At 60.7% G+C, this 19315-nt stretch carries 14 protein-coding genes; 5 read left to right on the top strand and 9 right to left on the bottom strand.

Going from position 1 to position 19315, the window contains the following annotated elements:
* Positions 1–111: 111 nt before the first annotated feature.
* The 5 genes from IH944_00575 to IH944_00555 all read right to left on the bottom strand — a co-directional run bounded on the left by IH944_00575 (position 112) and on the right by IH944_00555 (position 8981).
* Positions 112–1491, bottom strand: a complete 1380-nt coding sequence (locus IH944_00575; protein ID MCH7903041.1) for a TolC family protein — start codon at positions 1489–1491, stop codon at positions 112–114.
* Positions 1478–4789 carry an efflux RND transporter permease subunit gene (locus IH944_00570; GenBank protein MCH7903040.1) on the bottom strand — a complete coding sequence of 1104 codons (3312 nt, stop codon included), beginning with the start codon at positions 4787–4789 and terminating at the stop codon, positions 1478–1480. Before IH944_00570 ends, IH944_00575 begins: the two co-directional genes overlap by 14 nt.
* A 3-nt stretch (positions 4790–4792) precedes the next feature.
* Positions 4793–6706, bottom strand: coding sequence for an efflux RND transporter periplasmic adaptor subunit (locus IH944_00565; GenBank protein ID MCH7903039.1), 1914 nt, complete (start codon positions 6704–6706; stop codon positions 4793–4795).
* Between the two features lie 113 nt (positions 6707–6819).
* Entirely contained in the window at positions 6820–7230 is a 411-nt protein-coding gene (locus tag IH944_00560) for a hypothetical protein (GenBank protein MCH7903038.1), read from the bottom strand.
* A gap of 80 nt (positions 7231–7310) precedes the next feature.
* Entirely contained in the window at positions 7311–8981 is a 1671-nt protein-coding gene (locus tag IH944_00555; protein ID MCH7903037.1) for a hypothetical protein, read from the bottom strand.
* Positions 8982–9274: 293 nt separating this feature from the next.
* Here IH944_00555 and IH944_00550 point away from each other — a divergent pair, with 293 nt between their 5' ends.
* Positions 9275–9544 (top strand): RNA-binding protein, encoded by a 270-nt coding sequence (locus tag IH944_00550; protein ID MCH7903036.1) that lies wholly within the window; start codon positions 9275–9277, stop codon positions 9542–9544.
* A 141-nt stretch (positions 9545–9685) separates the two neighbouring features.
* Positions 9686–11464: a bifunctional anthranilate synthase component I family protein/class IV aminotransferase gene (locus IH944_00545; protein MCH7903035.1), complete on the top strand. Its 1779-nt coding sequence runs from the start codon at positions 9686–9688 to the stop codon at positions 11462–11464.
* Here the strand turns inward: IH944_00545 and IH944_00540 are convergent.
* On the bottom strand, positions 11461–13632 hold the full coding sequence (locus tag IH944_00540) for an FdhF/YdeP family oxidoreductase (GenBank protein ID MCH7903034.1): 2172 nt from the start codon (positions 13630–13632) through the stop codon (positions 11461–11463). The two genes, IH944_00545 and IH944_00540, sit on opposite strands and share 4 nt — an antisense overlap.
* Positions 13633–13880: 248 nt before the next feature.
* Between IH944_00540 and IH944_00535 the strand changes: the two genes are divergently transcribed.
* Positions 13881–14774, top strand: coding sequence for a hypothetical protein (locus IH944_00535; GenBank protein ID MCH7903033.1), 894 nt, complete (start codon positions 13881–13883; stop codon positions 14772–14774).
* A gap of 19 nt (positions 14775–14793) precedes the next feature.
* Here IH944_00535 and IH944_00530 read toward each other — a convergent pair whose 3' ends face one another.
* From IH944_00530 to IH944_00520, 3 genes are all read right to left on the bottom strand, one after another.
* On the bottom strand, positions 14794–15267 hold the full coding sequence (locus tag IH944_00530) for a cupin domain-containing protein (GenBank protein ID MCH7903032.1): 474 nt from the start codon (positions 15265–15267) through the stop codon (positions 14794–14796).
* Between the two features lie 123 nt (positions 15268–15390).
* Positions 15391–16611: an ammonium transporter gene (locus tag IH944_00525; protein MCH7903031.1), complete on the bottom strand. Its 1221-nt coding sequence runs from the start codon at positions 16609–16611 to the stop codon at positions 15391–15393.
* Between the two features lie 517 nt (positions 16612–17128).
* Entirely contained in the window at positions 17129–17593 is a 465-nt protein-coding gene (locus IH944_00520) for a DUF1579 family protein (protein ID MCH7903030.1), read from the bottom strand.
* A 90-nt stretch (positions 17594–17683) separates the two neighbouring features.
* On the opposite strand from IH944_00520, the gene IH944_00515 reads away from it, so the two are divergent.
* Positions 17684–18715, top strand: coding sequence for a potassium channel family protein (locus tag IH944_00515; protein MCH7903029.1), 1032 nt, complete (start codon positions 17684–17686; stop codon positions 18713–18715).
* 72 nt (positions 18716–18787) lie between these two features.
* The gene (locus IH944_00510) at positions 18788–19210 is read left to right on the top strand and encodes a hypothetical protein (protein ID MCH7903028.1); all 423 of its coding nucleotides are present in this window, start codon (positions 18788–18790) and stop codon (positions 19208–19210) included.
* The last annotated feature ends 105 nt before the right edge of the window (positions 19211–19315 follow it).

Here is a 19315-nt window from a genome sequence, read left to right as displayed (position 1 = left end):
GTCAGCGATCTTTTGCCAACTTTCCGGGTGCCGAAAAAGGTGTTGAATCCCAGAGGCTTCCGGACACGTCCAGTCCTCATAGGGGTTGTGTAAACCGGACATGGTCCATAGCTAATGGGGCGAGCTTTTGAGCCATGAGTTCGGGGGTTCCGGTTTGTCCGACCCTAGACCCCCCCTCTGCCAACTGCCCTCTGCCAACTGCAAACTCATCAAGACCTCTGGTGGCTCGCCCATGGCACGCATGAGCTTCGACCATGCCGCGTCTCGGTACCGCATGGCTGACAGAACTTCCGCCCGCGCCTCCGACAGCATCGACTGGGCGTCGAGCAGTTCGGCGAGGATCGACTTTCCGTTGTCGAAGCGAAGCTTCTCGACGTCGTACGACTCCACCGCAGACTCAAGGCCCGCCAGCGAACTCTCCAACACCGCATCGGAGCTCTCCCACTCGGCCCACGCGCTCTCGACCTCGCGGCGGACAGTCAGGCGCATCTGCTCCATCTGCGCCATGAATCGCTCGGCATTGGCGTCGAACTTCTTCGCCCTCGCCCTCCTCAAGCCGCCGTCAGCAAGCGGAAAGCTCACGACGAGCCCGAACTTTGCCTTGCTGCCCGTATCCATGAAAGAGGAGCCTAGGACGCTGCCCATCGCCATGAACGAGACCTCGGGTCGCAACGACTGGCGGACCATCTTGGCCTCCAGCCCCTGCGCCTTGGCCATCGTTTCAAAGAACGCCAGCTCCGTCCTCTGCCCGCTCCTCACGAGCGCGTCGGCAAGGCTCTGGGGCCCTTCCAGGTCCATCTGCAGAGACGTATCTTTGACGTCTGCGTGCCCGCCAGCGGCCTCGACCAGCTTTGCGAGGGCAGTCTCTGCGGATGCTCCTGCCACAGCGACCTGCCGCTCCGCCTTGCGAGCTTCGGCAGCAGCCCGTAGCACGAACGCCTTGGGCGCCTTCCCTGCCGCCTCGCGCTGCGCTGCGTTCCGCTCGGTCTCCTGCGCGGCTTTCGCGTTCGCCTTCTCGGATTCGAGAAGGCCCTTGCGATAGTCGTACTCGCTATAGGACAGGCGCACGCCGAGCGCGACGTCCTGCTCGACGGTCGTCAGGATATGCCGCGCGGCCGCAATCCTCACGGCGCTGAGGTCGCGAGCCGTGGCATCGCGCCCGCCCGTCCAGACGCGCCACATCAGCATGACGTTGCCGATCGCGACGCCGTCGCGCTGCGTGTGCGCCCAGTTGATCGGCTTCACCGAAGAGGCGAACACCATCGAGCCGTCGCCGCCGATGAAGTAGCCGTTCAGACTGAGCATCGGTCGGTAAGGAGACAAGGTCTCGCCCCGCCTGGCCAGTTCGCCAGCGAGGGCGGCCTTCGCTTCAAGCACCCGCGGGTGGATCACCAGCGCGCGCTCGATGATGGCGTTGAGCGACTCGCCCCCTTGGGCGAGCGCGCTCGACACGGTAACGGCCAGGAACAGGAATACACTAATCGTTTTCATTTTCTGCCTCTATCGGGTCTAGGGTCGAGGGATCTCTCTTCAATATCCGAACTTGTATCCAGCGCACGAAGTCGTCGACAACCGTGTGCATGACTGGGATGATGAGCAGCGACAGCACAGTGCCAGCGATCAGACCGCCGACGATGACCGTGCCCATCGGTTGGTAGGCGTCGAGCCCGGTCTTCGGATTGAAGCCGACCAGCGACATGACGAAGATCGTGATGATCGCCGTCATGAGAATCGGCCTCAACCGTTGAGGGCTGGCCTTGATGACGGCCTGGTTGCGGGGCATGCCCGACTTTCTGTACACGATGATCAGGTCGATCATCAAAATTGCCGTGACGATGTCCATGCCGCTCAGGACGATGATGCCCATGATCGACACGGTGCTGAACGCCTGGTGCATGATCCAGAGCATGAAGAACACGCCCGAGAGCTCCAGCGGAAGGGAGAACATCATCTGTAGCGGTTGCAGGAACCCGTTGAACTGCGCCGCCAGGATGAAGTACATCAGGATCAGCGCGATCACCAGGCCGACCAGCATCGCTCGGAACGAGTCCATCATCTGCGTCATGTCGCCGCGCGCGTCGATGCCGTAGCCCTGCGGCCAGTTGAGCTCAAAGGCCTTCATCTGAAGGTCCATCGTGAGGTCCATGCTCGGGCGGCCGTCCTTGCGGTAGTAGCCGCCGAAGCTGATGACCCGGCGGAGCTGGTCGTGCTCGATCATGCTGGGCCCCATGCGCTCTTCGAGGCTGACGAGCTCCAGGAGCGGGATCTGCTCTCCCCCGGCTCCTGTGATGAACATCCCTTCAAGGTCGCTGAGGTCGTCGTACGAATCCTCGTCGAACCGCACCAGCATGGACATCGGCCTCTTGTTCGGCAGTCTGTAAAACTCCTTGGTCAGCCCGCCTCTTAGGCCGTAGTACGCCTGCTCGGCGATGCTCACCGACGAAAGCCCGTGGGCCGCGGCCTTGTCCTTGTCGACGACGAGCGTGTAAGTCGGCTTCGACATCTCCCAGCTCAGGAACGGCTGCGCGATGTCGATCTCTCCCGTTCTTGGATCCCGCACGTCGTTCTCCGCGATCTCTAGGACCTGCTTGCCGAGCTTGTCGAGGATCTGGAGGTCGTCTCCGTAGATCACCAAGGCAACCGGTGCCAAGGCGGTAGCCATCACGTCGCTGCCCATCTCCTTGAGCTGGATGCGGCGGATGCCGTCTATCTCGGCCAGGGCGCGGCGTTGGATGCGGTCCATGATGTCGAATACGGAGTCCCTCCCTGTGTCCTTGTCGGTGAGCGTGATCATCGCCGAAGCGCCGTTGACCGATCGCATGCCGTAGCCGCTGTAGGTGACCCTTTGAGGCATACCGGGGCCTTTTTCTTCGCCGATCTCTATGCTCGCGTGCTCGATCCAGCCCTGCTTGCCGCCCTCCTCGTACATGATCTGTTCGAGTTGGCGCACCGCTTTCTTCGTGCCCTCGAAACTGGTGCCTGGCTTCATCTCCATCTGCATGCTCGCCTGGCCGATGTCCGCAAGCGGCATCATCTCAGATCCGATGAAGAAGTAGAAGCCGAAGCCGACGACTACGGTTGATCCGATCACGATCAGGCTCGAAGCTCTGCGCTTGAGAAGCCAGCGGATCAGATTTCCGTATCCCGACTCCAGCCCCACGAGCCATTTGTCGCAGCGTCCGAGCACAACCCTGCTGAACCATGCGCGAGAGCGCTCCTCTGGCGCTCGCATGAAGCGCGAGCAGAGCACGGGCGTCAGCGTCATCGAGACGATGTAGCTGAAGCTGATGCCGAGGATGATCGGCCAGGCCAGGCCGACGAACATCAGCTGCGTGATCCCACCTGAAAGGAGCAGTGGGATCAGCAATATGACCAGCACGATGGTCCCTGCAAGCACGGACCTCAGCACCTCGCTAATCCCGTCGATCGTGGCGGTCCTGCGGTCCTTGCCCATCCGCATGTGCCGCTCGACAGCGTGAACGCCGATGATCGCGTCGTCCACAAGGCGGCCGATGGCGATCAGCAGGCCGATCAGGGTGCTGGAGTTGAGGCTGAAGCCGAGCGGCGCCATCGCCAGCAGGGTCATCGCCATTGAAACTGGGATCGCGGTCAGCGCGATCATGGTGCCGCGAATGTCGCCCAAGAAAAAGAGTACTAGCAGGCCGGTCAGCACGATCGCGAGAATCAGTTCGTGGACCATGTTCTCGAACAGGATTTCGACGAAGCTGGCGTTGTTGTAGGCGATCTCGAAATGGATGCCGGGGTACTCCTCCTCGAGGTCGGCCACGATCTCCTTGACGGCCTCGATCGTGACGGGCGAGGAGGCGTCGGGGTTCTGGAGGATGTGGACGGCTATCGCGTCCCTGATTTCCGACTTGATCTCCCCGTCGACTTCCACGTTGGACATGTGGCGGTACGCCGACCTCTCCTCCACGTAGGTGTCCACTACTTCTGCGACGTCGCCGACCCTGACGACACGGTCGCCGTCCGCGCGGATCGGGTACTCGCTGACCATTGCGGCGCTCTTGGCGAGCGTATCGATCCGCAGGATCGGTTCGAAGTCGTCCTCCGTAATGTGTCCGGCCGACCTCGCGACGTTGTACTTGTCGATCGCGTTGCGCACGTCGAGGATCGAGATTCCGTAGCTCTTCAGCTTCTCCCGGTCGACGCGAATTTGCAACTGGCGCCGGTAGCCGCCGAACGTCGAGACTGAGTACACGTTTCCGTGCGCCGTCTTGAACCGGTTGATGAGCTTGTTGTCGGCGAGGTCGCGCAGGCTCGCCATGTCCCACCCCATGTCTGGATCCCCGCTCAGACTCAGGGTCAGAATGGGCAGGTTCATGGGATCGACCTTCACGATGAAGCTCGGCACTTGGTTGGCGTCCCCCTTAGGCAGCTCCCCTTGAACGACGTCCATTATCGCCTGCACCTCCGTGTAGGCCTTTTGCATGTCGTAGCCGTACTCAAACTCGAGTACGACCATGCTGAACCCGTCCTGGCTGACGGACCGGATGAACCGGACGTTCTGGATGACGATCATCTTCTGCTCGATCGGCGAGCTGAAGTACGTTTCCATCTCCTCGGCGGAGAGGCCCGGCTGCTGCGTGACGATCCCAATCATCGGGGTCTCGACGTACGGCATGAAGCGCCGGGGCATCCATGTCGTGACCGCCAGGTACCCGAGCAGGATCGTCGCCAGGAAGAACGAGATCACCGCATACGGGTGATCGACCGACCAGCGGACGATCTTGCCTGCGCCACTCGCTGACGTCTGCGCGTCGTTGCTCACGGTCTAGTTTCCGTCCTCTATCGGCACGAGGTCCATCTCGCAGATCGGGCAGGTGCCTTCCTCTGATTTGTGGACTTCGGGGTGCATCTCGCACGTGAAGCTGTCGTCCGGGCCGTGGGCGTGGCCTTCGTGGCCCTTTAGGGACGTCGCCTGGTTGTCACCCGTGTTACTGTCGTCTGCTTCGCTGTCGCCCATGTTCATGCCACCATCGGCTCCCATGTCCATGCCTGCCATCCCGGCGCCTTTAGGAAGTTCTACTGGGCCGTTCTCGTCCCATTCGACAGCCTGAACGGCCGCACTTGGGAACAGCTCCTCGTCGCCTGCCCACGTCACGGTGTCGCCTTCCGCGAGGCCGTCTAAGATCGCGGTGTATCGCGCGTCGGACGGACCGATCGACACGGGCCGCTTCTCGGCGCGCACGTTGCCTGTCGCATCGACAGGCACCAACGGCATGCTGCAGATCGGGCAGTCGCCTGGCCCGACGTGCTCAACCTCTGGGTGCATCGTGCACGTGAAGATCGCGTCCTCGGAGATCTGCGTCTGCTCGCCGACTAGGAGCCAGACGTAGTGAGAGCCGTCGGTGCCTGTCTTGACCGCCTCGTTGCGCACGCTCAAGACCCTTGTTGCAACCGACGTGGCCACCTCTATTTTAGCGTACGAACCGACCTGCCACGCGCCGTCTTCATTCGAGATCTTAGCCTCGATGCGGAAGGTGCGCGTCCTGCCGTCTACGAACGGAAACACGCTGGTGACCTGCGCGTCGATAGATCTGTCCTCGAAGGAGATACGCACTGTTGAACCAACCAGGACAGAACTGGCCAACCGTTGCGGCAGGTCCGCCTGCACGCGCACAACGCGATCGACTTTGATCCGCAGAATCGCCCGGCCGGGCATGACCGGCGTACCTGGACTGACCAGTCGCTCGGTGACTACTCCGTCGTCCGACGCTCGCAGTTCAGTGTAGGAAGACAGTGCGCCGGATGCCATCGCCATCGCGCGCGACGCCTGGACTTCTCTCTCCTTTGCCCGCAAACTGCCCTCAGCCGCCGTGACCGTCGCTTCCGCCTGCAACACCATTGCTCGCGAGGCGTTAACACCTGCTCTGGCTTGGCGAAGCAATCCGACTGCGGCATCTCGCTTGGCGTAACGCGCCTCTAATTCGTGGTTCTTTTGCATGCGCTGGGCGTCAACCTGACCGATCATTGCCTGCGCCAACGTGATCCGCTTGTAAGCCTGGTCCAGGTCGTCGCGCGATATCGCTCCGCCCTCGAACAACAGCTTCTCGCGGTCGTAGTCAAGACGCGCATAGTCCAGTTCCGCTTGCGCTGCCTCTCGTCTTGCCACGATTTCCTGTACCTCGCCCTGTAGGTGGGACACGTGGTTTTCGGTCGCCCGAAGCTCTGCTTCTGCGGCCTCGACGCCAGCATCCGACACTTCGATTTTGATATTAGCGGTCTTCAGAGCTGCCCGATCACGCGCCAAGCGCTGTTCGGCTACTTCTGCTTCGCTCTGTTTGCTGGCGGCGCTGAGCAGTCCCGCCTGCGCCTTCGCGTCGTACTCATCTGCCGATATTCTTGCGACTAGCTCTCCGGCTCGCACACGGTCGCCTGGATACACCAAGACTTCACTGACTAAACCGGGCACTCGCGCCACGACGTCTTCATCGCTGAGCGCGACGATCGTAGCGGGAAACGTCTCGGTTCCGCCAACCGTTCGTTCCAACGCATAGTCTGTGCCGACTGGCACAACGCCGATCGGCGCCCTCATCGCCTTCATGTCCATGGCCTGCGCTTCGATCACGGTCATCGCGCCAGGCGGACGGAACTCGGCGACGACCCATCGCACGACGAGGAATGAACCGACGAGGATCGCTAGGGCCACGCCCTGCTTCTTCAGAATTGTCAAAAAGACTTTCATTACTTTCTCCGGAAACTTGCATCAAGAGGTCCACGCGCGACGACCTAATGGAGGTAGAGAGGATGCGCCCAGAGAACGGTTCACCGGAGATGCGCGAAAAGCCCCAGCGACGCTCAGGCGCGCTGGGACGGAGGGGCCCGAAGGCCGTTGCCGGAGAGGTCTGGCCCTGTTGGTGGGGCCCGGTCGCGATAGGTGACGACAATCTCCGAGATCGGAGCCTCGTCGTCGAAGGATGGTGTTCGTTCGCTCTCCTCGGTCATCGGGACGTCCCAGGAGGGAGCCTTTGCCGAGACTGTGGCGGGAGAGTCTTTCTGCTCTGTGGGCTGGCTGTCGAAGGAGCAGTCACAACCGTCCATCTCGCAGTCTTCAGCTTGAACACCATGGTCACCGTTCGGGCAACAAGCCTCCTGCGTGACCTTTTCAGCGGGCTGACAGAACGAAGCGTACGCCTGTATCGTTCCCGATGCCAGGGTCAAAACCGCTGCGGTGAGTACCGCCAGGAGCTTGGTGCTTCGCACTTGCATGTGCCGTTGCTATTATAACTAACTTCGTGTCTTGATAGTTTCAAGGGACCTGTCAGTACCTATACTCTTGGCTGATTATCTCAGCCCTTTACCCGGTAATCCAGGGCGGCCTGCAAGGCCGGATCACGGTTCTCCAGGTAGTCCTTGACGCTGAGCGGGGCTGGGAGGTCGGGCGGGATCCAAATCCGGTGGTCCATGGGCCATCCGCGCTGCCAAAACAAGTCGGAGATGGATATCCGCATTTTCGTGTAAGGCAGGTAGCTCCCGACGTTCTCGCCGACGAACTGAGGTGCACCGCCGGTTGGCTCGCCTACGAAGATCGCTTCCGACTCGCGCATCAGGTCGCTTGCGAAGTTCTGTGCAGCCGAGAAAGTCTGCCGCCCCGTGATGACGAACAGGTGGCCTTTCTTGTTGATCCGCTCGCTGCGCATGACGGGATGGAGGATGTTCGCGTTGAAGAAGCTGTTGCCGCCGCCGTTGAACCGCACGTCGATGATCAGCTTTTGTATGTCTAGCTCCTCGATCTTCGCCATGACCTCGTCCATGAACTGTTTCATCGGCAACTTGGAATCTTGGCGGACGGCGTTGTACTGCAAGTAGAGCGCGTTTTCTTCCGGAATGACTTGGTACCAATAGGACGTACCGTCTAATACGTGCTGGAAATAGAAGGGAACGCGAACCCCCTCCTTGCTAAAGGCGTAACTGAGGCCGGTCATCTCTTGCTGACCTAATTGGAAAGTGAACGTGGAGACTGCTCCGTTGTCCGGCTCTTGGAGCGTCAGGCTCACGTCCTCGCCGCTCGATATCCCTAGCCCGTTCAAGATCAGGCTGTTGTTCATGAGGACCGGCACCGCGTACTTGGTTCCTTGTGGGTTGTCCTGGTTGACGATCGTTCCGATTCGCTCGGCTATGTCTTCGATCGAACGCCCGTTCATACTGAGCACTTTGTAGCCGATATACTCTTCGAATTCGGGCTTGGCACCGAGGACGTGGATGCCGTCGCTGAACCAGTAGAAAGTGAGTGGAAGGCGCTTGACTGTGTCAGCAAGCTCCTTCCAGTTGCCAAGCCGGACGTTCGTGTGCCCGTCCCCGAACAGGCGCATGTACTGGCGCATGCGAACGTAGAACTGCTCGTCTGACAGGTTTGGAATGTCGCTCTCCAGCTGCGCGAACGCCCTGTCCAGTTCCTCCTTTGGCGTGACGCCGTACGGCGCGATGTGGACGCGGCGCACTTCCCTGTCCATGTGCCTTAGGTCGGTCAGCATGCCTTCCACCCTGGTCATGCCGTCTGTGTCGATTGTGCCGATCAGGCTCTTGTAGTCGTCACGGTCTTGCAAGAGGGCGAATCGGCTGGACTGGGCTTGCCTGATCTGCCGCAGGCCGTGGTTCACAGAGCGCTCGAGCCACTTGAAGCACTCGTCGGCGTTCTCGTCGTCAGCGTAGATGCGAGCGATCTGATACTCGTAGTTGGCCCTGTGCTTCGCCATGACGCTCCCAAGCCGGATCGCCTCTTTGTAGGCTTCCACGGCGTTTTCAGTGTTTCCCAAGCGGCCCTCTGCCCGTCCGAGCTTGGCGAACAGGGCGCCGTCCCACGGGGCGATTTCCGTCGCCTGTCTGAAAGCGGTGGCCGCCTTCTCGTACTCACGGTCCCGCACGGCTTGATCGCCGGTCTCGATCAGCGAGACGTAGTTCAGGGCATCCGACTGCGCCAGCGCGAACGACGCCAAAAGAAGCGCCGTGAATAGGGTCAAGCAACGTTTCACAGCTTTGAATGCGTATTTGCCGCTCATCGGGTTTTGCGACTAGGCCAGACAGCACGCGAGTTCAGGTAACCGGGTACCAATCAGAGCTGCGCCGTCAACGAGTTTGGGTTGGCCAGACCCAAAAACCGTGAACCCCGCTTAAATACCGGTACTTCCTGCTACAATATCGAGGTTACGCGCACTGGCGCAAAAGCGAACGGCCGGAGGAGCCACTGACGAATGTCCTGGATTCTGTACCGCGTCGCTGCCCGCGAGCGAAACGTCAAATAGGACAATTAGCAATGGCAAAATCACTGTTCATAGGAAACCTCTCCTACGGCACGAGCGAGAACACGCTTCGTGACGCATTTTCAAAGTATGGCTCTACCGACGTTCGGATCGTCGAAGGCCGAGGGTTCGGGTTCGTCGACATCGATGAAGAGAAGGCTTCAGAAGCCATCGAAGAGATGAATGAAACCGAGCTTGACGGTCGCAAGATCATCGTCAGCGAAGCTAGACCCCGCGAGCCGCGGGGCGGCGGCGGCGGCGGCGGCGGTCGCCGAGACTGGTAAGCCGACAGAAACATCATCTGAGACCAAACTAATCGCCCGTCAGGGAATTCCTGACGGGCGTACTATTTGTGGAGTGTGCTTTCGGGACAGGCGGGTCGCTGAGCCGGTGCACAAGTCGTCAGGATGAGGACTCTTCCGCACTTGGACAGGCGTCATAATTCCATTGAGCGAAGCATGGGCTCCGACGTGTACTTGGAAGGACGGTTTTTCGGCGAGCCTGGATCGTGGTTCATCGGACGCGACCTCGTCAAAACCCTTCGCGCGGACTCCTTCGACGAAGTGCCGGGCGTTATCGAGGACCTTGAAGCGGCAGCGACGGATGGGCTGACGTGCGCCGGATTCCTGACTTACGAGGCTTTCGGCGGGCTCGACGTAGCGCAACGATCACCGCGCGCATCTCGCGCCCCGCTGGCCTGGTTCCAGTGCTTTAGGTCGTTCGAGCTAGTGCCTGATCCATTTGCCTGTGATCCGAGCACGCCGAGGATCTGGCGGTCCTCGGTCACGGAGGAGGAGTTCTTCCAGAGCTTCGCGGTGATCAAACGCTACATGGCGGCCGGAGATACGTACCAGGTGAACTACACTTTCAGGCTGCGCTCTTGCGAGTGCGATGGCAAGGCACTGATGGCGCGGCTCGTGGACGCGCAGCCAGATTCGTTCGGCGCGTACTTCGACACAGGCGAACAGGTCGTCTGCTCCGTCTCTCCAGAGCTTTTCCTGACGATCGACGGCGAGGATCTCGTGACACGACCGATGAAGGGGACGCGCCCGCGTGGGCGTACCCAGGAGACGGACGAGGCGTTCATCCACGACCTGACCACGAGCGAGAAGGAGCGGGCAGAGAACCTGATGATCGTCGACATGGCGCGCAACGACTTGGGTCGGATCGCCGAGGTCGGCTCTGTACACGTGCCGAATTTGTTCGCGGTAGAGACGTACAAGACGCTGCACCAACTGACTTCAGAAGTCCGTGCGAGGTCTAATGCGTCTCTATTGGAGATCTTCGCAGCGACCTTCCCTCCTGCTTCGATCACCGGCGCGCCGAAGGTGCGGACGATGGAGATCATCGATGAGCTGGAGACGTCGCGGCGCGGGGTCTATACCGGCTGCATCGGCGTCTTTGGGCCGGGGAGGAAGGGTGCGTTCTCCGTCGCCATTCGCACGGCTGTCATCGACAAGTCGAGCGGCACCGCGGAGTATGGAGTCGGAGCGGGTATCGTGTGGGACTCGGACGCCGGCAGCGAGTGGGAGGAGAGCTTACTGAAGGGCGCGGTGCTCGGCGCGCTGGACGGAGAGACGAAGCTCATCGAAACGCTCCGGTACCAACGCCCTGATGGTTACTTCCTTCTGGAACGACACCTCGACCGCCTCAGTTCGTCTTCTGCGTCGCTCGGATTCGTTTGCGACAGAGCGAGCGTGGTCAACGCTCTGTCAGACCTTGATTGCGAGATGGACGACGGGGGGTACAAAGTCCGCCTGCTTTTGTCGCCCAGTGGAGAGATCGAACTGCACAACTCCAAGATCGAAGAGACCGGCGGCACTGCCCGCGTCGCGGTTCTTGAAAACTCCGTCGATTCTTCCGATCCGCTCCTCCGCCACAAGACGACGCGGCGAGCTGTCTTCGAAACCGCGCGTGCGAAGTTCCCCGACTGCGACGAGGTGATCCTCACGAACGAAAGGGGCGAGGTGACCGAGGGCTGCACGACCAACGTGCTGGTCGAGATCGACGGCTTTTGGTACACGCCGCCCGTTTCCTGTGGACTGCTTCCGGGGACGTTGAGAGGCGAGCTGATAGACACGGGTGCGATCCAGGAGCGGGTTCTGACCCTGCAGGATCTAGAACGCGCCGAACACGTCCAGATCGTCAACTCGGTGCGAGGAAGGCGGACTGCTGTTCTCGTCCACGCAACCAGCAGAGTTTAGTCGCCCGCCCGGGCAATGCTGACGGGCGTACTCTTGAACGCTGGCGTACGCGAGGCAGGATCGGCGCGGCGCGGGATGATCGCGTTCGCCTCCGGGTAGTACATGACCACCGTGCCAGGGCGCACGTCGATCTCCCGAACAGTCGCGGTCATCGAACCGATCTCACTCGAGACCTCGGCCAGTTGGCCCACCGAAAATCCAAGCTGAGCGATATCAGATGGATGCATCATCACCACGTCGCGCCGCTTCTGGCCGCGATACGCGTCTTCCTCCTCGTATACGACGGTGTTGAACTGCCCCTCTGAGCGCACTGTAATCATTCTCAATCCGTCCGGCGCACTTGGCAATGGGACGACGTGGAACTTCGCTCGACCAGATTCAGTGGGGAAACGCGGCTCGTGGAACGTCCTCCCTTCGATCTGGAACTCCTTCTTGGTCTTGTCGATAGAGGCTATCTTCTCATAGCCCGGAATGATCGCGGCGATGGCCGCTCGAATCTTCCCATGCTGCCGCAGGCTTGTCCAATCGACGGGCGTGGTGTTGCCAAAGACCCGCTCTGCGACGTCCGCGATCACCGACACTTCGCTTCGCGGCCCGCGCAGGCGCTGCGGCCCGCCGTCGGACAGCCGCACGAAGCTGAACATCGATTCCTGGGTCGTCGATTGCTGTTCTTCGTCGCGCGCTAGCACCGGCAGAATGATCGTCTCCTTCCCTCTTCCGAGAGCGTGACCCGTGTTCAACGCCGTCGAGAGGTAGACGATCTGGTCGAGTTTCGATAGCGCACTGTGAGCGAATGCGGCATCGGGGTTTGAGCCATATAGATTGCCGCCGAGGCACCACGCCGTTCTCATCTTCCCCTCGGCGGCAGCCGCAATGCTACCGAGCGTGTCGAGTCCCTTCCAAGATGGAATCGACACTCCGAAGTGCGTCTGCAACCGCTCGAACACCTGCTTTTTCATCTTCGGCACGACGCCCATGGAACCGATGCCCTGCACATTGGAGTGTCCTCGTAGCGGCAGCAAGCCGCAGTTCGGTCGGCCCAGCATCCCGCGCGTCATCGCCAGGTTGGCGATCATCTGGACGTTGCCGACACCGTGCTCGTGGTGAGTGATGCCCATTGCCCAGCAGAACACGGTCTTCTCGGACTGGGCGTAGATCGAGGCGACCTGTTCGATCGTCTCCCTGTCCACTCCACCTGCAGCGACTATTTCGTCCCACGAGAGAGCGATCACGTGATCGCGAAACGGTTCCCAATCCTCGGCGAACTGCTCCACGAACTCTTGGCTCTCTGCTCCCAGCTCGATCGTCGCCTTCGCAACACCTGCCAGAAACGCGATGTCGCCGCCAGCGTGCGGCTGTACGTAAAGGTCGCAAGTCTTGGATCCGAAGAGCATGCTCCGCACGTCCGACGGCACCCTGAACCGCTCAAGTCCCACCTCGCGCAGCGGGTTGACGACGATCACCTTCCCGCCTCGCCGACGCAGTTCGACCATCGTTCGCATGAGGCGCGGATGGTTGCTCGCAGGGTTCGCTCCGATCAGAAAGATCAGGTCGCAACCCGCCAGGTCTTCCAGAACGATGGTCGCAGTACCGGAACCCGTCACGGAGGACAGTGCGACTCCAGACGCCTGGTGACAGTAGTATGAGCAGTTGCTGACGTGGTTCGTGCCGTAAAGTCGCGCCACTAGCTGCAACAGAAAACCGGCTTCGTTCGACGATCTTCCGCTGAAGTAGAAGAACGACTCTTTCGGTTCCGTCTTCTTTAGCTGGTCGGCGACTTTATCCAGCGCGTCATCCCAACTGATCGTCCGGTAGTGCTCGTCATCCGGTCCGGCATACATTGGCTCGACAAGCCGGCCCGCGGCTTCTAACTGCCGAGGAGAGAAGCGTTTGAGCTGTTCAAGGTCGAACTCTTCAAAGAACTCTTGCGGAACTCGCCCCTGCATGTCGGCAGCCATCGCCTGGATCGACTTCTTGCAAACCTCCGGGAACTGCCCGCGCTCGTTCACCATCCCGCCCTTTTGGCCGCCCATGCCGAGCGCGCAAGTCTTGCAGGCGTTGCGCGATCGCAGCGCGCGATACATCTTCAGGAAACCGCCCGCGTCCCTTGCCTTTTTCAAGGAGTAAGAGAGCGCGGCGAATCCGCCGCCTGACCGTCTCGCACGCATTTTAGAATGTTACCGGAGAGCGGTGTTCACGGTTCTTTCTGACAGCGGCGACGAATATCGCCGCGAACTGTCGGCCTCGTCGTTAGTCAGCGGGCTCAGATGAGGACAGCGGCAGTTCACAAAGCTCAATTTGCTCCCGCAGGTTGTCCCCCCGGTCTGTGCTACCCTGACGCCGTGCAAACGGACGACCACAATCGAGAAGGTCACTCTGAGGAGCCCCTAGCACAGTTCGCAGAGATAGAGGCGTGATGAACGGACATTTCCAGTCTGATGTCGGAAAGCTCAAGTCCGTCCTAATCAAACATGCGCGGGATGCGTTCGTTGCCCAAAGGGCCGTCGATGAACAGTGGCAAGAACTCAACTGCGCCGGACGACCCTCGTTCGACAAGGCGGTTGCAGAGTACGATCGGTACGTTGCTCTGCTAACCGGATTCGGAATCGAGATTCACTTTCTCCCGGAGGACGATACGGTCGGCCTGGACTCCATGTACACGCGCGACGCATCTATCCTTTGCGGGAAAGGCGCGATCCTTTGCAGCATGGGCAAGGCGGCGCGGAGGACCGAACCCGCCGCACAGGAGGCGGCCCTTCGCGAACTGGGCATACCGATCTGCGGCGCGATCATCGGCGACGGCCGCGTCGAAGGGGGCGACGTCGTATGGATCGACCAACGGACGCTCGCGGTCGGACGAGGATATCGGACCAACGACGAGGGAATCCGCCAGTTGCGAGAGCTTCTCGCCGACAGTATCGACGATTTGATCGTGGTTCCCCTTCCCCACTACCGCGGACCGGGCGACGTCTTCCATCTGATGTCTGTCATCAGCCCGATCGACCGGGATCTCGCGCTGGTTTACTCCCCCCTGATGCCGGTTCCGTTTCGTGAGATGCTGCTTTCGCGAGGAATGAAACTCGTCGACGTTCCTGAGAGTGAGTTCCACACCATGGGATGCAACGTGCTCGCGGTTGCTCCACGGGAGTGCGTCATGCTCGTGGGCAACCCCGAGACCCGTCAGCGGCTCGAAGTTGCAGGGGCGACTGCACATGAGTTTAACGGTGATGAGATCTGCTCAAAAGGGTGCGGCGGCCCGACGTGCCTGACGCGCCCTTTGGAGCGGACCATCCACTGCAACCCAAGTTGACCAGCTATATGGGCATGGCCTATTCCGGTGAGAGCGGTGGTCCGAGCAGTGTCATTCCGTGCTTTTCCAAGAGGGCCGCGATCTTCTCCTGATCTGGCGGGCCACCACTACTCATCATGGGGCCGAATTCCGCAAAAAACTTGTCCGTGCCGCCTGGAGTGAATACGGCGATGAATTCCCCTGGTTCGTCGGAAAGGTTAACGAAGGCGTGGGGCGTGCCCGGCGGAATATATACAAAGTCACCACTCTGGCAGATCTTCGTCTCGTCCGCGATCTGAAACTTGAAACGGCCCTTGGTGATATGGAAGGTTTCTTCCTGAGTATGGTGGAGGTGCAGAGGTGGTCCCGACTTCGGGCCGACGGTGCACACGATATAGTCCAACGCCCCGCCCGTCTCATCGCCAGTGAGTTTGAAAACGAGCGATTCACCGGGAACCGATTGACGTTCTAAGCCCGAACCAGCCGGTACTATCTTGGGTGTCTTTTGTTTCATATATTGCTTCCTTTCTCTCGTAATCCCGCCACGAAAGTCGCCCGCACACCGTCTGCCGCGCAATCGAACCGGTCGGGGACCTCGTGGCTCAAGCGTTTGATTGTACCGCCGGATTACGAGCAACTACTCTGGGTTGGTGTAGGCTGCCTCTCCGTGAAGGGCGTCGTCGAGCCCCGAATGCTCAGTCGCGTGCGAGACGCGCACGGGCGTGATCTTGTTGATAACCCACAGAAGAGCGTAGGTGACGATGAAGGCCCAGACGATGGCCACCGATACGCCCACCAGCTCCGTCACGAAGAAGGCACCGTCTCCGTAGAACAAGCCATTTGCCCCGGCGGGATTCATCGCCTTGGTAGCCAGAAGGCCGAGGGCGAGAATCCCCACGATGCCGCCGATGCCGTGGACGCCCCACACGTCGAGCGCGTCGTCCCACTTCTTCCGCTGGCGGTACATAATGGCGGCGTACGGAATGCTGCCGGCGAGAACCCCGATCAACATCGCGCCCTGGGGCGACACGAACCCAGCCGCTGGCGTAATGGTGGCCAAGCCGGCGACCGCACCGACGCAGAACCCGACCAAGGTCGGCTTCCTCTTCAGCTTCCAGTCGAGGATAATCCAGGTCACGCCTGCGAACGCGGCGCCGATCTGCGTGTTGATGAACGCCAGCGCGCTGATCTCGTTTACCGCCAGCGCGCTTCCGGCATTGAAGCCGAACCAGCCGAACCATAGGAGCGCCGTGCCGAGCGCGACGAACGGGATGTTGTGTGGTTCCGGCTCGGCGGCACGCCGCTCGCCGAGGAAGAACACGGTGGCAAGCGCCGCCATGCCTGCAAGCGCGTGGACCACAATGCCGCCGGCGAAGTCCAGCACGCCGTACTGCGCCATCCAGCCGCCGCCCCACACCATGTGAACGAACGGGTAGTAGACCACCAATTGCCAGCAGATCAAGAACGTAAGATACGCCTTGAACGTCATCCGGTTGGCGAACGCGCCGGTGATCAGGGCGGGAGTGATGATCGCGAACATCAGCTGATAGGCGGCGAACAAGAAGACGGGAATCCCAAGCCCAGGCTGGATGTCTTCTGCGCCGATGCCCATCATCAAGAAGAAATCGCCTGGGTTGCCAATGAGTCCGCCGATGTCGCTTCCGAAGCAGAGCGAGAACCCGACCGTCACCCAGAGCACAGTCGTGACGCCCAGAGAGATGAAGCTCTGCATCACGATGGTCAGCACGTTCTTACGTCCGACCAGGCCGCCATAGAAGAAGGCTAGGCCCGGTGTCATGATCAACACGAGGGCCGTGGCGATCAGCATGAAGGCGGTGTCGGCGGGGTTGAACTGCATCTGTTGACCTTCTTTCTATCGTCGCAGGAGACGCGTCAGCCTACCAGCAGTCCGGTTTGGATTCATAGTCGCCAGGTTCGAATATTGTTTGAGCGCCCTCGCTAGTCGGCGGGGGGGACGTTCGACGGACGCTACCTCCCGTTGAGCGTGCGCGACCTTCACTTCCCTCCCCAGCTGCTCGATTCTTTCGTCCACAGAGGTTCTTGTCACAGGGGAGAGTGTCCACCAAAGAACTCTTCAGTATAGAGTTCGACGTGGATCGAGCGGGATTTGAAACCCCTCCCCATGTGCTCGATTCTTTCGTCCACAGAGGATTCTTGTCACAGGGGGAGGATGGGAGGGGGAAGCACGAGTGTGGGTCTGGCCCCCTCCTAACCTCCCCCGGCTACCACGGCTTGCAGCGTTCGCAATTTGGAGAGCCTGGGGAGGGATTGCAAGGGACGTCGTTATCCTGTCCGTCTGCCACTGTTGTCAGGATGCCCGTACCTGACAGCAGCGCGAGCGTCGGCTCTGATCGCTACTCCTTTGTATAGATCGCCTCGACCGCAAGCATCTCTTCTCCCGTCGGCATGGCGTTGTACATCTGCATCGTGAGTTTGTCGCCAGAACCCCCGAGCGTGATGCGCCAGCCCCAGTCGGGCCCCTCGGCGGCAGGGTACTTCCCTTTGCACGAAATCTCTTCTTTGTCCACTGATCCCTTGAGGTGCAGGACGCCCGCGCTCTGGTGCCAACTGTCGGACCATCCCATCTCGACGTCCTTGCCTTCGTCGTCGCTGGCGATCAGGATCGTCCCCTCCTGCTCCTTCTTCTCGTACGTCCACGTGTAGGTGACGGTCGCGTACTTCGTGTGCATGTCGAACTCGATGTGCAGCTTGCTCGGCCCTGCATCGAGCCGCTGCCCCTCGGGCATCCAAGGCATGTGCAGCGTAGATTCGCCGGAGTACGAGCCTGCTGCGTTTCGGATCGGCTTGGGTACAGCCATAGGTGAAATTATGGTCTACGTATGCGGGTGACTGTCAAATATGGCCGTGCCCCGGCTTTGCGCAACGCGTCTCTATGCTACGCTAACGGCGTGCGACCTGACCAGCACATCCCGAGAATTATCCGCCCTACCAAGCGACCGATGCAGACGCTGCTCGCGCGTATGTTCTGGGCGCTGGCGCTGGTCGTGGTCGCGTGGGTGCTGCTCTGGTTCCAGCGCGACGGGCTGCACGATTCTGCTGGTGGCGATGTCGGGGCGATGGACGTGCTCTACTTCACGATCGTCACCGTCACTACTCTGGGATACGGCGACATCGTGCCGGCCACTCCCGAGGCGCGCGCGATGGTCGCGTTCGGGATCACACCGCTCCGGATCGCCATCTGGCTCATCCTCTTGAGCACCGCATACGAGCTTCTGCTGCGCCGCTCGATCGAGATATTCGACATGAAAAAACTGCATCGTTCCTTGAAGGATCACTTTGTTATCTGTGGTTTCGGGGTCAAGGGCCGGTCGGCGGCCGCCGAACTGCTCAAGCGGGGCATCGAAACCGGCTCGATCGTCGTGATCGACAAGGACTCGGCGGCGCTGGAAGGTGCAACCGCACTTGGGTTGACCGGCATCCGAGGCGACGCTTCGACCGAGCGGGCGCTGCGCGATGCGGCGATCGAGAAGGCGACACAAGCGATCGTCGTCCCCGACCGCGACGAGGCCTGCGTGCTGATCTGCTTGACGATCCACGACATAGCGCCGCATGTCAACATCATCGCGGCGGCGCGCGAGGACGAAAACGTGAGGCTGATCCGAGGCAGCGGCGCCCAGGTCGTGATCGCGCCAGCGGCAAGTGGCGGCCGGTTGCTCGCGGCGGCCTCGACTTCGCCGTATGCGGCGAGCATGATGGAAGAGCTGTACGAGTACGGACGAGGCGCGGACATCTACGACTACCCGGTGACTTTGGAGGACATTGGTAAGACCGCTCCAGAAGTCGAGGCGTTGCACGGGCGCCTGATCCTCGCCGTGCAGTCGGGCGATCAGTCGATCCGCCAGCCGGCAGCACAGTCTCACGGGCTGAAAATAGGCGACGTCGTCATAGTCTTCTCACCGGCGTATTTGCGAGCTGAGTAGCTTGCAAATGGGGAATGGCGCACCCTTCCGATAGCGCACTCGAATCAAGGAAAAACCTGCCATGATTGAGGCATGATCGTGGTGACGGTCGAGACCCTCGACTGGATGAGCGGCTCGTGGGAGTGCGAGATCTGGGGCGGACGTTTCGAGGAGCATTGGATGGCGCCGAAGCGCGGCACGATGCAGGGCGTGGGACGGTTCGAGAAGGACGGCAAGATCGAGTTCATGGAGTTCATGTCGATCGAGGGTTCCGGCGATGCGCTCACGCTGTACATGATCCTCGGCGCACCCTCGAAGGGCGACAAGAGCCCAGTCGCGTTCAGGCTGTCTGAACATGACTCGGCGCACGCTTGCTTTGAGCGGTCTGACGACGACTACCCAAAGCGGATCGTCTATACGAAGGGGGATTCGGACACGATGCTCTGCCGGATAGACGGCGTCCAGGACGGCGAGCCGACGTCCGACGAGTTCGCGTTCCGTCGCGTCACGCCCTAACTGATTCAGCATCCGGAAGGCGGCTTGCCCGTGCCTGACAGCTGTTATGTATTCGGGCCAGAAACGAAGCGCACTGGTAATGCCAGAGTTACCGCGGAAGCACTG

This window comes from Armatimonadota bacterium (assembly GCA_022563855.1).
GTDB lineage: Bacteria > Armatimonadota > Fimbriimonadia > Fimbriimonadales > Fimbriimonadaceae > JADFMN01.
The sequence above is the reverse complement of the archived record's forward strand: the minus strand, read 5'-3'. Positions and strand labels throughout refer to the sequence as shown.

Coding starts and splice junctions, on each gene's coding strand:
- IH944_00575 (MCH7903041.1), bottom strand. CDS start 1,491: ATGAAAACGATTAGTGTATTCCTGTTCCTGGCCGTTACCGTGTCGAGC.
- IH944_00565 (MCH7903039.1), bottom strand. CDS start 6,706: ATGAAAGTCTTTTTGACAATTCTGAAGAAGCAGGGCGTGGCCCTAGCG.
- IH944_00560 (MCH7903038.1), bottom strand. CDS start 7,230: ATGCAAGTGCGAAGCACCAAGCTCCTGGCGGTACTCACCGCAGCGGTT.
- IH944_00550 (MCH7903036.1), top strand. CDS start 9,275: ATGGCAAAATCACTGTTCATAGGAAACCTCTCCTACGGCACGAGCGAG.
- IH944_00540 (MCH7903034.1), bottom strand. CDS start 13,632: ATGCGTGCGAGACGGTCAGGCGGCGGATTCGCCGCGCTCTCTTACTCC.
- IH944_00535 (MCH7903033.1), top strand. CDS start 13,881: ATGAACGGACATTTCCAGTCTGATGTCGGAAAGCTCAAGTCCGTCCTA.
- IH944_00530 (MCH7903032.1), bottom strand. CDS start 15,267: ATGAAACAAAAGACACCCAAGATAGTACCGGCTGGTTCGGGCTTAGAA.
- IH944_00525 (MCH7903031.1), bottom strand. CDS start 16,611: ATGCAGTTCAACCCCGCCGACACCGCCTTCATGCTGATCGCCACGGCC.
- IH944_00520 (MCH7903030.1), bottom strand. CDS start 17,593: ATGGCTGTACCCAAGCCGATCCGAAACGCAGCAGGCTCGTACTCCGGC.
- IH944_00510 (MCH7903028.1), top strand. CDS start 18,788: ATGATCGTGGTGACGGTCGAGACCCTCGACTGGATGAGCGGCTCGTGG.